The 15,007-nt window shown below is 59.4% G+C and carries 12 protein-coding genes and 1 pseudogene; 6 read left to right on the top strand and 7 right to left on the bottom strand.

Annotation, left to right across the window (positions count from 1 at the left end; translation table 11 throughout):
• Positions 1-177 precede the first annotated feature (177 nt).
• From B149_RS16975 to B149_RS0110325, 5 genes are all read right to left on the bottom strand, one after another.
• Complete coding sequence (locus B149_RS16975) at positions 178-1,770, bottom strand: methyl-accepting chemotaxis protein (protein WP_018125120.1); 1,593 nt, start codon at positions 1,768-1,770, stop codon at positions 178-180.
• A gap of 141 nt (positions 1,771-1,911) precedes the next feature.
• Positions 1,912-2,640 (bottom strand): amino acid ABC transporter ATP-binding protein, encoded by a 729-nt coding sequence (locus B149_RS0110340; protein WP_018125119.1) that lies wholly within the window; start codon positions 2,638-2,640, stop codon positions 1,912-1,914.
• Positions 2,641-2,650: 10 nt separating this feature from the next.
• The gene (locus B149_RS0110335) at positions 2,651-3,322 is read right to left on the bottom strand and encodes an amino acid ABC transporter permease (protein WP_018125118.1); all 672 of its coding nucleotides are present in this window, start codon (positions 3,320-3,322) and stop codon (positions 2,651-2,653) included.
• Positions 3,323-3,404: 82 nt separating this feature from the next.
• Entirely contained in the window at positions 3,405-4,148 is a 744-nt protein-coding gene (gene glnH / locus B149_RS0110330; RefSeq protein WP_018125117.1) for a glutamine ABC transporter substrate-binding protein GlnH, read from the bottom strand.
• A gap of 215 nt (positions 4,149-4,363) precedes the next feature.
• Positions 4,364-5,212 (bottom strand): tetratricopeptide repeat protein, encoded by an 849-nt coding sequence (locus B149_RS0110325; protein WP_018125116.1) that lies wholly within the window; start codon positions 5,210-5,212, stop codon positions 4,364-4,366.
• 143 nt (positions 5,213-5,355) lie between these two features.
• Here B149_RS0110325 and B149_RS17970 point away from each other — a divergent pair, with 143 nt between their 5' ends.
• Entirely contained in the window at positions 5,356-8,223 is a 2,868-nt protein-coding gene (locus B149_RS17970; RefSeq protein ID WP_026167565.1) for a PAS domain-containing sensor histidine kinase, read from the top strand.
• Here the strand turns inward: B149_RS17970 and B149_RS0110315 are convergent.
• Positions 8,218-8,685 (bottom strand): Lrp/AsnC family transcriptional regulator, encoded by a 468-nt coding sequence (locus B149_RS0110315; RefSeq protein ID WP_018125115.1) that lies wholly within the window; start codon positions 8,683-8,685, stop codon positions 8,218-8,220. The genes B149_RS17970 and B149_RS0110315 overlap by 6 nt on opposite strands.
• A gap of 207 nt (positions 8,686-8,892) precedes the next feature.
• Here B149_RS0110315 and B149_RS0110310 point away from each other — a divergent pair, with 207 nt between their 5' ends.
• Together B149_RS0110310 and tdh are read left to right on the top strand one after the other, a co-directional pair.
• Entirely contained in the window at positions 8,893-10,083 is a 1,191-nt protein-coding gene (locus tag B149_RS0110310; RefSeq protein WP_018125114.1) for a glycine C-acetyltransferase, read from the top strand.
• Between the two features lie 21 nt (positions 10,084-10,104).
• Positions 10,105-11,148: an L-threonine 3-dehydrogenase gene (gene tdh / locus B149_RS0110305; protein WP_018125113.1), complete on the top strand. Its 1,044-nt coding sequence runs from the start codon at positions 10,105-10,107 to the stop codon at positions 11,146-11,148.
• A gap of 119 nt (positions 11,149-11,267) precedes the next feature.
• On the opposite strand, the gene B149_RS0110300 is transcribed toward tdh, so the two are convergent.
• Positions 11,268-13,349 carry a molybdopterin-containing oxidoreductase family protein gene (locus B149_RS0110300; protein ID WP_018125112.1) on the bottom strand — a complete coding sequence of 694 codons (2,082 nt, stop codon included), beginning with the start codon at positions 13,347-13,349 and terminating at the stop codon, positions 11,268-11,270.
• A 316-nt stretch (positions 13,350-13,665) separates the two neighbouring features.
• Between B149_RS0110300 and B149_RS0110295 the strand changes: the two genes are divergently transcribed.
• From B149_RS0110295 to B149_RS18870, 3 genes and pseudogenes are all read left to right on the top strand, one after another.
• Positions 13,666-14,043, top strand: a complete 378-nt coding sequence (locus B149_RS0110295; RefSeq protein ID WP_018125111.1) for an NADH-quinone oxidoreductase subunit A — start codon at positions 13,666-13,668, stop codon at positions 14,041-14,043.
• The gene (locus B149_RS0110290) at positions 14,022-14,558 is read left to right on the top strand and encodes an NADH-quinone oxidoreductase subunit B (protein WP_018125110.1); all 537 of its coding nucleotides are present in this window, start codon (positions 14,022-14,024) and stop codon (positions 14,556-14,558) included. Before B149_RS0110295 ends, B149_RS0110290 begins: the two co-directional genes overlap by 22 nt.
• Positions 14,519-14,968 (top strand): annotated as a pseudogene (locus B149_RS18870) (NADH-quinone oxidoreductase subunit C); the annotation flags it as partial. The gene B149_RS0110290 and the pseudogene B149_RS18870, both read left to right, overlap by 40 nt.
• Positions 14,969-15,007: the final 39 nt, after the last annotated feature.

Genomic DNA, 15,007 nt, shown 5'->3' with positions numbered 1-15,007 from the left:
GCTTTGTTTTCGCATCCGCTTTCTTTTGCGAGTGGCAGCAATTTGAGCAGAGACAAAAGCCCGTCAGAAACGCACGACTCCTTCGCGACCCGTTTCCCTTCCAAGTGATCAGCAAAAGCATGGAACATAAAAAAGGCCGCCCTGTGGGCGGCCTCATTCTTTCAGTTCGGTGCTCTGCTATGCTGGCGGCAGAGGCTGGCGGACGTTGTCGGCATGGCGCTCCTTGACGCTGAAGAAGCCCATGACTCTAAGCAGCTGTTCTGCCTGTGCGCTGAGTTCCTCGGCAGTGGAAGCCAATTCTTCGGAGGCTGCCGCGTTGTTCTGAACAACCCCGTCCAGCTCGCGGATGGCAGTGGCAATTTCCTTGACCCCGGCACCCTGCTCTTCGCTTGCGCTCACGATCTCCTTGACCAGTTCGGCTGTACGCTTGATGTCCGGCACCATGTTGCGCAGGAGCTCTCCGGCTTCGTCGGCCTTGCCGAGCGTTGCGGAAGAAAGCTCGCCGATCTCGGCAGCGGCACCGCCGCTTCGCTCCGCAAGCTTGCGGACTTCCGCAGCAACCACGGCGAATCCCTTTCCGGCCTCGCCAGCGCGTGCGGCCTCGATTGCCGCGTTAAGAGCCAGCAAGTTAGTCTGACGCGCGATTTCCTCGATGATGGAAATCTTCTGCGCAATGTCCTTCATGGATTCCACGGCTTCGAGCATGCTGTCGCCGCCGCGCTCGGCATCCCTTGCAGACTTGACCGCAATGCGCTCTGTCTCGCGCGCGTTTTCCGAGTTGCGCTCGATATTGCCGAGCATCTCTTCCACCGACGAGGAAACCTGCTCGACGGACGCAGCCTGCGAACTGGCTCCGGTGGAAAGGTCGTTGGCGGAATTGCTCACCTCGTGGCTGCCGTCGCCCACGTTTTCGGCCGTGGTCTTGACTTCGCCCACGATGCCGCTGAGCTTCTCCGTCATGCTCTTGAGGGTGTTGTTCACCATGCCCGGAAGGTCGTTGTACTGAATGGCGAACTCGCGGGTCAGGTCGCCCTTGGCCACCATGTCCGCGGCTTCGACGGAGACTTCGAGAGGCTTGACGATGCTGCGGTTGATGAAAATGCAAAGAGGGAGAATGATGATGATGAAAAATCCGGCCACCGCGCCGCCGACGCCCCAGGTATAGGTGTCGCTAACGCTGTCGATTCGCGACTCCAGCGCCTCACGCTCTACCGTCACATTGTCCATGTATACGCCGGTTCCGATCCACATGTCGGTTCCGGGAATCATCTCCGCATAAGAGACCTTGGGCTGATCGCCCTTGCCAGGCTTGGGGAATACGTAGTTCACGAAACCGCCACCGGATGCGGATTGCCTGCTGAGCTCTGTCACAAAACGCACGCCGTTCACGTCCTCGGCGCCGCCAAGATCCTTCCCCCGCAGTTCCGGCTTGGGCGGTACGCTGACCACCGTTGTGCCACGGTAGACAAAGAAATACCCTGACTTGTCTTCCTCGAAACGAATGTCCTTGATGAGTTCGCGGATAATGTCGTCGCGCTCACTTTCAGGGACATCCCGAACCGCTTCGGAAAGGGCCAGTGCCAGCGAATGGGTCGAGACCTCAAGCTTGCGATGTTCGCCCTTGGTCATGGCCTCCACGGAATTCTGAATACCAATATCCGCAACAGAGCCAAGTCCCTGAAGAAACACGAACAGGCACAGAGCGGAAAATACCGCCATGAGCCCGGTCAGTCCCAGCATACGGGCGTTGATGGAAAGCCTTCGTAACATGTCATCCCCCTCGGAATTGTGGTACTGAGAGACAAATTTACCAAAATTTTGGCGGGTTGTCTTTGATAATCAATTATTATCTCAAAACTAAAAAAGGGCACCCTCAAGGGTGCCCTTTTTCTATACCTGTGTCTTGCAAAACTATTCGGCAACCACCTTGCTCAGGAAGTCTTTCAGCCTGGGATGCTTGGGATTGGAGAAGAATTCCTCGGGCTCCGCCTCTTCCTGAATTCGGCCTTCGTCTATGAAGATGACGCGATCGGCCACTTCCTTGGCAAACCCCATCTCGTGAGTCACCACGACCATGGTCATGCCCTCGCGGGCCAGACGCTTCATGACTTCCAGCACCTCGCCGACCAGTTCCGGGTCCAGTGCGGACGTTGGTTCGTCGAAAAGGATGACCTTGGGGCGCAGAGCCAGCGAACGCGCTATGGCCACACGCTGCTTTTGGCCGCCGGACAGCTGATCCGGGAAATTGTGCGCCTTGTCTTCCAGACCGACCTTGGCAAGCAGGTCGAGCCCCAGCGAGTTGGCCTCGTTGCGGGACATGCCCCGCACCTTGATGGGGCCGAGGGTCACGTTGTCCAACACCGACATGTGCGGAAAAAGGTTGAACTGCTGAAAGACCATCGTGGCTTCGGTGCGCACGTAGTTGATATCCGTTTTGGGATCCATGATATCGAATCCGTCAACGATGATGGTGCCGTCGGTGGGCTCCTCCAGCTTGTTGATGCAGCGCAGCACCGTGGATTTGCCGGAGCCCGAAGGTCCGAGGATGACCACCACCTCACCCTGCTTCACGTGCAGGTCCACGCCCTTGAGGACCTGAAAGTCCCCGAAACTCTTATGAAGTTTATCAATTTTGATCACGGGCGGCCTCCTAGCGCTGGGTCTTCAGGTGCAGTCGTTTTTCCACGATGTTGAGCACCTTGGCGATGGACATGGTCATGGCGAGATACATCAACCCGACGGTCAGATAGACCTCGAAGGCGCGGAAGTTCACGGCCACGATCTCGTCTCCGGTGCGAAGCAGCTCGCCCACCCCGATGATCATGAGCAGGGAAGTGTCCTTGAGGCTGATGATGAACTGGTTGCCAAGCGGCGGAATCATGCGTTTGAAGGCCTGCGGCCAGATGATGTAGCGCATGGTCTGCCCACGGGTCAGACCGATTGTCCGTCCCGCCTCCATCTGCCCCACATCTATGGACTGCACCGCGCCACGCACGATTTCCGCAATGTAGGCTCCGGAGTTGATGGCGATGATGATGATTCCTGCCGCCAGCGCGGAGATGCGTATCCCGAGGGCCATGGGCAGGCCGAAATACAGGAACATGGCCTGAACCAGCATGGGCGTGCCGCGTATGACTTCGACGTAAACGCCTGCTATCTTTCGCACGAACATGCTTCTGGACAGTTTCATCAATCCCGCCACGGCTCCGAGGGCGAAGCCGAACATCAGACCGCCGAGGGTGATGACGATGGTCATCCCAGCACCCGACATCAAGGTGGGGACCGAGTCGATCATCACGGAAGGTTCGAAATCAAAGGCCATGGCTAAATTCCCGATAAGGTATGAAAAAAGTGCGGGGAGGCCCAAGGCCTCCCCGTAAACATTATTCTGCTATTGCGGCGAGTTACTCGGGAGCAACTCCAAACCACTTGGTGTAGATCTTGGCGTAGGTGCCGTTTTCACGCAGCGTCTTCAGGGCGGCGTTGACTTTCTCCACGAGGTCGGAACCCTTGGGGAAGCCGATGCCGTAGGGCTGGCCCTGGTACAGGTCGCCGACGACCTTGACCTTGCCCTGACCACGCTTGCCGATGAAGTTCTCGACAACGGGCTTGTCGAACATCACTGCGTCCACGCCGCCGGTCATGAGTTCCATGAACATGGCGTTATCGTTGGGGAACAGCTTGAGTTCTTCGGGTTTGGCGTTTTCCTTGAGGTACTTCTCGGAAGTGGTGCCCTGCTTGGTGGCCACCAGCTTGCCGTCGAGATCGTCAATGCCGCTGATGTCGGAATCGCTCGGAACCGCGATCAGCAGGCCGGACTTGTAGTAGCCGTCGGAAAAATCGATGGTCTTCTTGCGCTCTTCGGTGATGGACATGCCGGCAATGCCCGCGTCCAGCTGACCGGCCTGAAGGCCCGGGACGATGCCCTTGAAAGCCATGGGCTGCAGTTCGTATTCCACGCCGATTTCCTTGGCGATGGCATCCCAGAGTTGCACGTCGAAACCGGTGTGCTCGCCGGTGTCGGGATCCTTGAATTCAAACGGGGGGAAGTTGGTGTCGGTGGCCACGACGAGTTTGCCGGCAAACGCGGGCGCGCACATGGCGACGGTCACGACAACGGCACACAGAAGGGTCAGAATGCGTTTCATGGTTACCTCTCTCTCTGGTTGCGGTTCTTGCGGGAAGGTTTCCCGCTCACGGCCCCGCGATCGGGCGGGATGGCGCAATCGGAAGGACGGCTCTCTCCGTCCTTATCTGAAGCCCGGTTGTTTTGCACCATAATGAAATTTTTTTCAAGTCTAACGAATGGCGGACGATTTTCTGCGCAATCATTGAAAAAACTCCGTCTGCATTCTTCGATACTTCAGAAAGCTCCCAAAAGCTCACGCACCTGTTTCAACATGCGCTCGGCCTGCATGTCCGCCCCCGGCACATCTTCCGTGCGATAGGCCTCCAAGGCATCCGCATAGGCTCGCTCGGCCTCCCGAAGCCGATCGGCATCGTTCATGGCCTGCCCGAGGGTAAGGGCCACCCCGCCCTGTGCCTGCCGCGCCTGCGCCCAGTTGAGCGGCAACTCCTCGCGCGTCCAGAGACTCAGACAGTTCTCAAGGGCTTCGGAGGCCTCGGCCAGCAATTCCACATCGCACCCGCCAAACTGCTGCGACATGAGCAGGGCATCCGCAAGGCTGTAATTAAGCGAGGCCCACCAATCCGGCTGCACGTCATGGGTAATGACCGTGAGCATGGATCGCAATGTTCTCGCGGTGGCGAGGTACGCCTCGGCGCTTCCGACCATGACGGCCCGGCGCCCCCGCGCCATGGCGACATTGCTCATGAGCCGGGACCACGTGTCGCGATCGTTTTCAAGCGTATACACTTCCAGCGCGTGCTCATAGGCTTCGGACGCCTTGGCGAGCGCGGCTTCGTCGTCGCCCATGTGTCCCTTGCCATAAAGGATGTTGCCCATGTTCACCCACGCGTCCGCCCAGCGCGCGGGATTACGGGTCCGGTTGTAGATGCCCAATGCCTTGCGGCAGGCGACCTCCGCCTCCCTGAAGAGTTCCCTGTCGCCCTCTTCCGCCAGCTGACGCAACCGAACGGCAAGATTATTCTGGATGTCCGCCCATTTGAGGGGGTCCTTGGTCTTCTTCACCTGCTTCAAACCGGTGCGATACTGTTCCACCATGTCCAGCAATTCCTGCCTGTCTGCCACTGCGTCCTCCTTGCCCTGCGGCTCTATTTCGGACTGTGATTCTGCCCGAAAACCGGCTCGGGCACAAACCGGGAAAGAATCGAAAATGGCTTATCCTGTAACAAGATTCTTGACTTGGAGCCGTATTTCTGCACCATTGCTCCATGGTGCAAAACAGTCCGCTTTCCTCTCTTCCCACCGGGGAACAACATTCGCAATGGGATGACAAATTCATCGACTCGCTGTTCCTTCCGGTATTCGAGGTACGCGAGGACGGAGCCATTCTCTATATCAACGCCGCGGGCAGGCAACTGCTTGGCATCGGCGAGGATGAAGCGCTCCCCCCTTTTGCGGTGGACCTGCTGCACCCCGAGGACAGAAAACGGTTCCTTGAGGAACTCTGGTCCGCCGGCAAGCGGGCCAGCAGGAGAAACGAATACAGACTGACCCCGACAGACGGGTCGATCATCCACGTATCCGGCTCCATGGCCCCGTGCAGGACAGATGAAGAACTTGTCGTGCAGCGGGGCTTTTTTGTGGACATCTCCCCCATGGTGGAAGCCGAACAGCAGCTGCGCACCAGCGATGAACGCTACGCTCTCGTCTCCCGCGGAGCCAACGACGGCATATGGGACTGGGACATCCTCACGGACAAGGTTTACTTTTCTCCACGCTACAAGGAAATCATCGGATACGCCGAGCACGAGTTCGCCAATCACGCGGACGAGTGGCGGCGACGCATCCACCCTGATGACCTGGATATGGTCGTTGAGGCCAACATGCGCTGCATCCGCGGCGAGACCGACCAGTTCGAGGTGGAGTTCCGGATGCTGCACCGCGACGGAAACTGGAAGTGGATTCTCGGACGCGGGGCCGGCCTTTCCGACGAGACCGGAAAAGTCATCCGGCTAGCGGGAACCCACACCGACATCAGCCGCAGCAAGAACGCCGAGGCCGCCCTGCGCGCCAGCGAGGAACTGCACAGCGCCCTCTCCAGAGCAAGTTTCGAGGCCGTGCTCATCATCGAAAACGGCGTCATCGTCGCAGCCAACGAGGCCACGCGCCGTCTCTTCGGACACAGCCTCTCCGAACTCAGCGGCAAGGCTCCCGCATCGCTGATGACACCTGACTCGCAAAACCTCGTGCGAGTCCATCTGCAAAAGGACAGCGGCGAGGCCGTCGAGACCACCGGCCAGAAAATCGACGGAGACACCTTTCACGCCGAACTGCGCAGCCGCAGCTTTCGCTATCAGGGCCGTCAGACGCAGGTCCTGAGCATCCGGGACATTTCACGCCGCAAACAGGCGGAAGAACGCTACCGGACAATCTTCGAAAACGCACTCGAAGGGATATACCAGAGTACGCCGGACGGTCGGTTCATCACGGCCAACTCCACCCTCGCCACCATGCTCGGCTACGAGTCCCCGGCACAGCTCATGGAAGAAGTCACCGACATCGGCAAACAGATTTATATCAACCGCAGCGAACGTGAACGCTTCGTGCGCGAGCTCGCCCTGCACGGTCAGGTCAGGGACTTTGAGACACAGGTTCGAAAGCGCGACGGCTCCCTCGTCTGGATATCCCAGTCGGTGCGGGCTGAGAAGAACCAATCCGGCCGCTTTCTGCACTACGAGGGTTTTGCGCAGGACATAACCACCCGCAAGACCAACGAACTGATCTCGGCCGCCCTGTACCGCATTTCCCGAGCCGTCAGCGCCACCGCAGACCTTACGGAACTCTACCAGACCATCCATCAGGTGCTGCGGGAAGCGATCAGCGCCAACAATTTTTACATTGCCAGGGTCTATCCTGATGAAAACCGACTCACATTCTCTCATTTTCAGGACGAGCGCGACCACATGTACGACCTGTTCGACATCAGCAACCCCGAAACGAGGGGGCTGACGCTGGATGTCATCCGAGAAGGCCGCTCACTGTTTCTCAAGCGCGACCAGCTTGAACACGAGATGGCCAAAGGCAGACGAGTGGTTCGCGGGACCATGCCCGCCGTCTGGATCGGGGTGCCGCTCATCATGCGCGACAAGACCATCGGCGCCATGGCGGTGCAGGACTACGAAAACCAGAACCAGTTCACCGACCGCGATGTTCTCTTTCTGGAATCGGTCTCCGACCAGATCGCCCTCGCCATCGAACGAAAGAGCAACGAGGAACGGATCATCCGCCTGAACGAGACCCTTGAGAGCAAGGTCGTCCAGCGTACGGCAGAGCTGGAGCGGAAGGCGTCCGAACTGGAAGCCGCCAACCTCAGACTGAGAGAACTGGACCAGCTCAAGTCATCACTTATCTCCTCGATATCCCACGAACTGCGGACCCCACTGACTTCTATACGCGGCTTTGCCAAACTGGTGGCGCGCGACATCTCCCGCAAGCTCTGCCCCATGCTTGAAGAGAGTTCCGTGGAGCAGCTTACCGATCGCATGATCGGCAACCTTTCGATAATCGAAAGCGAAGGCGAGCGGCTGACCAGACTGATCAACGACTTCCTCGACCTGAGCCGCATCGAGTCGGGCAAGACTTTCTGGAACGACATGGAGTTCGACCCAAGCTCGATACTGCGCGAGACCGGCCGCTCCATAGCGGGCCAGCTGGCCGGACGGCCTGTTCAGCTTGAGGTGAACGTTCCGGAGACGCTGCCCTGCGTGGTCATGGACGAGGACCGGTTGCGGCAGGTCATGATAAATCTGCTGAACAACGCGGCAAAGTTCACGGATCAGGGGCGGATAGGCGTGCAGGCGGGTGAGACTGACGAGAATCTGTTCATCTGCGTCGAGGATACGGGCATCGGCATCGCCCCGGAACACCATCGGCAGGTCTTCGACCGCTTTCACAAGGCAGGGGACGGCGATACGGTCCCCGGCAGAGGCGGTACCGGGCTCGGCCTTTCCATCTGCAAGGAAATCGTGGAACACTACGGCGGTGAGGTCCGTCTGGAATCACAGCCGGGATGCGGAAGCCGTTTTACGGTTTTTCTTCCGAAAAAAGAGGACGTTTCCCATAAGGAAACGCTATAATCCGTTTTTCTGCTCGGCCCATTTCCCGACGCCGTCGAGCAGCACGAAACTTTCCGTGGAGGTGATTCCCCCGACTTCGGAAAGATCATCGATCAGGAACCGGCGAAGCTCATCGCGCGAATTCACGAACACTTCCACCATCAGATCGAAACGGCCGGAAACGTTGACCACGGACTGAACGCCCTGCAACCCTGCGATTCTGCTCATGATCTCGCGGCTTGCCGGGTTGGCGAGGTTGAGGCCGACCAGCGCCAGCAGGGAGTCGCCGAAGTACAGCGGATTCACGGAAGCCGAAATGCGCAGATACCCGCTCTTGACCATACGTTCCGTGCGCAAACGCACGGTTCCGTCGGACACGCCGAGCTTTTTGGCTATGTTTTTGTAGGATTCCCTGCCGTTTTTTTCCAATTCGGCAATAATGGCCTTGTCGGTGTCGTCGAGCACGAGTGATTTGCTTTTCACAACTCTTCCTTCCCGTTGTTGGCGTATCGTAGAGAAATTCAGCTGGTTAGTTTATATAGTAGGCATTTATCGCCCGCGTCAACTCCATGGTGCAAGATGCCTCTTGATTCGTATCTCCTTTTTTTCTACACCTCTGACAACCCGTCGTGCAACGGCGCAGTTATTTTTTTACGAAATACTCAAAAAAAAGATCAGCAGGAGAGTGTCATGCGGCATCCGTTGCTAGCCGAGCTTTCGGCCCAGTTGGAGGAGCTCCGGGAACAGGGCCTTTTCAAAGAGGAAAGAGTCATCACGTCCCCCCAGCAAGCGGCCATCAAGGTCAAAAACGCCGACGAGGTGCTCAACTTCTGCGCAAACAACTATCTCGGACTGTCCAACCATCCGGACCTCGTGGCCACCGCCAAGGACGCGCTGGACAAATACGGCTTCGGCCTGTCTTCGGTGCGCTTCATCTGCGGTACGCAGGACATCCACAAGGAACTCGAAGACAAGCTCTCCGAGTTTCTGGGAATGGAGGACACCATCCTCTACTCTTCCTGCTTCGACGCCAACGGCGGGCTTTTCGAGTCCATCCTCGGCCCCGAGGACGCCATCATCAGCGACCAGCTCAACCACGCGTCCATCATCGACGGCATCCGGCTGTGCAAAGCCAAGCGTTTCCGCTACGCCAACAACGACATGGACGAGCTGGAGCAGTGCCTCAAGGACGCGTCCGACTGCCGCCACAAGCTTATCGTCACCGACGGAGTATTCTCCATGGACGGCATCATCGCCAACCTTGAAGGCATCTGCGATCTGGCCGAAAAATACGGCGCCCTGACCATGGTGGACGATTCGCACGCCGTGGGCTTCGTGGGCCAGAACGGTCGCGGCACCCATGAGCACTGCGGCGTCATGGACCGCATCGACATCATCACCGGCACGCTCGGCAAGGCGCTCGGCGGCGCATCCGGCGGCTATACCGCTGCGCGCAAGGAGATCGTGGACTGGCTGCGCCAGCGCTCCCGCCCGTACCTCTTCTCCAACTCGCTGGCGCCCGTCATCGCCGCTACTTCCATTGCGGTTTTGGACATGCTCAACAGCACTTCCGAGCTGCGCGACCGCCTGAACGCCAACAGCGTCCGCTTCCGCGAGCGCATGACCGAAGCCGGATTCGATCTGGTGCCGGGCGAGCACGCCATCATCCCGGTTATGCTCGGCGACGCCTCTCTTGCCCAGAAATTTGCCGCTAAAATGCTGGACGAGGGCATTTACGTCATCGGCTTCAGCTTCCCGGTGGTACCGCGCGGACAGGCGCGCATCCGCACACAGATGTCCGCGGGCCACACTCCCGAGCAGGTGGACCGCTGCGTGGACGCCTTCATCAAGGTGGGCCGCGAACTGGGCGTCATCAACTAGCAACTTCTCAGGATCGACAGAATGCAGACCGTCAAGACCATGAAGGCGCTCGTCAAGAGCAAGGCCGAACCCGGCATCTGGATGGAGGAAGTCCCCGTCCCTGAATGCGGGCCCAACGACGCGCTTATTCGCGTGAAAAAGACCGCCATCTGCGGCACCGACGTTCACATCTACAATTGGGACCAATGGTCGCAGCAGACTATCCCGGTGCCAATGGTTGTGGGGCATGAATTCTCCGGCGAAGTGGTGGCCGTGGGCGGCGAGGTACCCGGGCTTGAACCCGGCGACCGAGTCTCTGCCGAAGGACACATCACCTGCGGCCACTGCCGCAACTGCCGCGCCGGAAAACGGCACCTGTGCCGCAATACCACCGGCGTGGGCGTGAACCGCCCCGGCTGTTTCGCGGAATATCTCTGCGTGCCCGCCGTCAACGTCTTCAAGCTGCCCGAAGCCCTCTCGCACGACGAGGGCGCGGTGCTCGACCCGCTCGGCAACGCCGTTCACACGGCCCTTTCCTTCGATCTGGTGGGCGAGGACATACTCATCACCGGGGCCGGCCCCATCGGGGTGATGGCCGCCGCCGTCTGCCGTCGCGCCGGAGCCCGTCACATCGTCATCACGGACATCAACGACTACCGCCTCGAACTCGCCAAGCAGCTCGGCGCAACCCGTGCGGTGAACGTCATGAACGAAAAGCTTCAGGACGTGATGGACGAGGTCGGTATGGTCGAAGGGTTCGACGTGGGACTGGAAATGTCCGGCAACCCGTCGGCGTTCCACGAGATGATCGACAAGATGAACCACGGCGGCAAGGTCGCCCTGCTGGGCATCATGCCCGGCGAGACTCAGGTGGACTGGAACCAGATCGTGTTCAAGGGCCTCGTGCTCAAGGGCATCTATGGTCGCGAAATGTTCGAGACCTGGTACAAGATGGCCGCCATGATCCAGAGCGGCCTTGACATCGGGCCCGCCATCACGCACCGCTTCAAGGCCGACGATTACGAGAAAGGCTTCGAAGTCATGCGCTCCGGCCAGTCCGGCAAGGTCATCCTCGACTGGAGCTAGCTCCGCGCCGCCGCGCCGTACCGGTCTCCCAGAACGGGAACCGGACATATGACACAAGAAAAGGGCCGTCCGCGTCAGCGCGGGCGGCCCTTTCCCTACCTTGTTTCGTTGCGGGGAGGCTACGCCTTGGCCACCGTGACGAAATGTTCCTGCAGCGCGAGACCGCCGCCGGCCTTGTCCATCTTGTCCAGCCCGCCCTTCATGAGCTCGTGGTCGGCAGCGCCCTTGCCGTAGGCCCGCGACTCAATGGGCAGCTTGTGACCGAAGCCGTGCACCATGAACACGCAGTCCGGATGCACGAAGTCCGTGACATATGCCCGGATGCGGCCGTCCGCGCCCTCGTTGTTCACGGACACATAGTCTCCATCACCAATGCCCAGTTCTTCGGCACGGGAAGTATGAATCCACAGCTTGTTTTCGGGCATCTGCTCGTTGAGCAGCGGGTTGTTCACGGTATGCCCCTGCGTATGCAGGGCGCAACGCCCGAAGGTGATGCGGAAGCGGCCTTCCGGCGGACGCTCGGGGGACTCGTAGGGCTTCAGGCTCGGCAGATCCATGTCCTCCCAGACCGGATTGATGACCTCGATCTTGCCCGATGGGGTCTTGAAGGAGATTTCATCCATGGTGCGATACTTGGGCTTGTCCGTGAGCCAGACTTCGCCGGTGGCCTTGAAGTCCTCGCGGGTCACGCCGGTGTCCTTGAGCTGATACTCATGCAGATCTTCAAGCGACTTGCCGGAGAGTTCCTCCAGCCCCAGCCGCTCGGCGATGCCGCAGATGATTTCCCAGTCCGCGCGGGTCTCGTAGCGCGGTTTCACAGCCCTGTCGCGATAGAAGAAGTATGACTTGATGCCGTTCTTGCAGGCGATGATGGAATCGCGCTCCAGATACGGGGACATGGGCAACACCACATCGGCGTGCCATGCCGTATCGGACCAGCTGAAGGTGGTGGCAACCAGCAGGTCGAGGTTCTTCCATTTCTCCTTGATGGCTTCGGGATCGGGCAGTGCCATGAGCGGGTCATGGCGATGTACGATGTATGCCTTGATGGGATACGGGTCGCCGGAAACCATGACGTCATAGTTGAGATGGATCAGCCCCGGCCCGCCGTCAATGTGCTTGAGGGTGGAGCCGCAACCGTCCGCGCGGGGTTTATCCGGTTTGGGAAAAAGATCCACGAACTTTTTGAGACCCTTGCGTCCGAAGTCGCCGGGCTTGTTGGTGATGGGCAGACCGCCCTTTGCGCCGAGGGAGCCGAGCAGCGCGTTGATGAGGTACGCGGTGCGGCTGACGTAGAATGAATCGGAATACCGGGCGACCATCCAGCCGGGATGCCAGATCACAGACGGCGCCGCGTGAGCCAGCTCGCGCGCCAGCGCCTTGATGCTGGAAGCCTTGATGCCGGTCTCCTCCTCGGCCCATTCGGGAGTGTATTCCTTCACGAAGGTCCGCAGCTTGTCGAGATCATGTATATGCTTCGCCGCGAATTCCTTGTTGTAGAGGTTCGATGCCAGCAGCTCGTGAATCATGGCGAGGTTGAAGGCGTAGTCGGTGCCGGGACGAATCAGGAAAAAGTTGTCCGCCTTGCTCGCGGAGATGTTGGCCCGGATGTCGATGACGGTGAGCTTGCCGCCCTTGTCCTTCATATCCAGAACGCCGTTGACTTCCTTGACGTTGATGGCCTCGAAGATGTTGCGAGTCTGCAGCACGAGGTGCTTGCAGTTCTTGTAGTCGTAGGAGACGTCCTTGCGGCCCATGCCCATGACGGACTTGGCGGCGTGCTGCACGTTGCGGGCGCAGGAAGAGTCGTGGTTGCAGTAGTTGGGTGAGCCGAGTCCCCGGACGAAAGCCATGTGCAGGTCGCGGAAGGGGCCGCCGCGGTCGGACCAGAGCACGGACTCGGGGCCGTGTTCGTCGATGATGCCCTTGAGCTTGTCGGCCACGTAGTCGAGCGCCTCGTCCCACGAAACGCGCCGCCACTTGCCCTCTCCGCGTTCCCCGTCGCGGATCATCGGAAACTGCGGCCGCTCGTCGTCGAGCGTCAGGGCGTAGCCCGCGCCGCCTCTGGGGCAGAGCGCTCCGGCCATTCCCGGATCGTGGGGATTGCCTTTGATGAAGGAAACTTCCCCGTTATCGACTTCCACCTCGATGGGACACCGTACGGTGCACATTCCGCACACGCTGTAGACTTTTTCCGCCATGACCTCTTTTCTCCTTGAAATATGACCAAACGCATCCCCCGCCCGGACCATGCACGGACGACCTATAGAGTACCACGTTATGATCTTCGGGTAGCAACGTCATGAACGGTAGTGCAATTGCATTATGTACTTGTGAAAGATTTCACTTATCGAAAGGGAATTCTTCCCGGCCTCGCTGGTGGAAACCTTCCGACTTTGTGAAAATGAAAACATGGGCATGTTTTCCTTTACGATGGGGCAACTATCGGCAATCTCCAATAGTACGTGGAATGATCTGTTTTCACGTCACAACGTCAGAAAAGGGGGATGGAGAATCATGGTTTTTTCATGGCTCAACGTGGCGATCATTGCAGCTCTGGCCCTTGGTGCGGTCTTTGCCGCCGCGCCCATGGCAGGTTCGCTGCTGCTTGCCCCCAAGGCCAGAGGCGGTGAGCTGACCACGCCGTACGAATGCGGCATTCGCCCCCACGGCACGCCGTGGATGCGCTTCGGGATCAACTACTTCTTCTATGCCCTGCTGTTCCTGGCCTTTGACGTGGACGTGCTCTACCTCTTTCCGGCCGCCGCGGCGTGGCCGCAGGCAGAAGGAATCGCCCCGCTCGTCAAGATCACCGTCTTCCTCGGCGCCCTTGCCGCGGGCTGCCTGTACTTCGTCAAAAAGGGAGTGTTCGAATGGCCGCGCAGGATTCGCTAAACAGGGCGGTCACCACCGTCGATTCCGCCATGATCTCGGCGGAACCCGTGCAGAAAATCGTGGACGTCTGCCGGGCCATGTCCCTGTGGCCCATGACCTTCGGGCTGGCCTGCTGCGCCATCGAGATGATGGCGGTTGGCATGTCGCGCTTCGACATTTCCCGGTTCGGAGCGGAAGTCTTTCGTCCTTCGCCTCGCCAGTCCGACCTCATGATCGTGGCCGGTACGGTGTCAAAGAAGATGGCCCCCTCCGTGGTCAGGCTCTACGAACAGATGCCTGCCCCGCGCTGGGTCATGGCTCTCGGAAACTGCGCCATCTCGGGCGGTCCGTTTTCGTTCAAGGGTCAATACGGCATTGTCGAGGGTGTTGACAAGCTCATTCCCGTGGACGTCTACGTCCCCGGCTGCCCGCCGCGTCCGGAAGGACTGCTGGAGGGCCTCTTCCAGTTGCAGGAAAAGATCACCGGCAGACGCTGGTGGCCTGTTCCCGAAGGCTACGAGGAACACGGGAGGTAGGCGTGCGCGACGAGATACTTTTCGAATACGAGAATGAAAACCGCGCGGTGAGCGACGACGGCAAATCCGGTCAGGGATGCACCGTCCACATCGCGCGGGAACGGCTCACCGAAGCGGCCCGGACCATGCTCTCCGAGGAATACCTTCTGGAGGACGTGACGGTCTCCGACTTCAAGGAAGGCTTTCAGGCGCAGTACCACTTCGCCCGCTGGGGCAACAAGGGACGCATCACCCTGCGTACCCACGCCCCGCACGAGGATGCCTGCTTCCCCTCCATCAGCCACATCTATCAGGGAGCCGACTGGCACGAGCGCGAAGCCATGGACTTCTACCCCGTGCAGTTCAACGGCCACCCCAACCCGGCCCCGCTTCTGCTCCCCGAAGACATGGAGACAGAGTTCCCCCTCGAAAAGAAGGAGGACAAGCGCAAGTCGTTCTTCGAGATCGTC

This window comes from Desulfovibrio oxyclinae DSM 11498 (assembly GCF_000375485.1).
Lineage (GTDB): Bacteria > Desulfobacterota > Desulfovibrionia > Desulfovibrionales > Desulfovibrionaceae > Pseudodesulfovibrio > Pseudodesulfovibrio oxyclinae.
Note: the sequence above shows the minus strand (reverse complement) of the source record. Positions and strands in the feature narration are given on the sequence as shown.